Origin of the sequence: Streptomyces sp. NRRL S-87, assembly GCF_000719335.1 — a bacterium.
In the GTDB taxonomy this organism is placed as follows: Bacteria; Actinomycetota; Actinomycetes; order Streptomycetales; family Streptomycetaceae; genus Streptomyces.
Genome location: NZ_JOGB01000197.1, coordinates 1 through 391, shown reverse-complemented (window position 1 = coordinate 391; position 391 = coordinate 1). Strand labels below are relative to the sequence as shown.

Genomic DNA, 391 nt, shown 5'->3' with positions numbered 1-391 from the left:
CGGCCCGAGTTCGACGTACGTCGCCACCCCGGCCGCCTCCAGCGCCCGCACGCCGTCCAGGAAACGGACGGCCTCGCGCACGTGCCGCACCCAGAAGTCGGCCGTACCCATCTCGTCGGCGACGAGGGCACCGGTCAGGTTCGAGACGACCGGAACACGGGGCGCATCGAACGACAGCCCCTCGACGACCTTGCGGAAGTCGGCCAGCATCCCGTCCATGAGCGGCGAGTGGAACGCGTGACTGACCGCCAGCCGCTTGGTCTTACGCCCCTGCGCCTCGAACGTCTCGGCGATCGCGACCGCCGCGCCCTCGTCACCGGAGACGACCACCGACTGCGGACCGTTCACCGCGGCGATGCCCACACCCTCCGACAACAGCGGCAGGACCTCC

The 391-nt window shown here is 70.8% G+C and carries 1 protein-coding gene; it reads right to left on the bottom strand.

What is annotated here, in order from left to right:
* Positions 1–391 (bottom strand): acyltransferase domain-containing protein (locus IF43_RS37545; protein WP_037891726.1); only part of this gene is annotated, 391 nt, incomplete at both ends.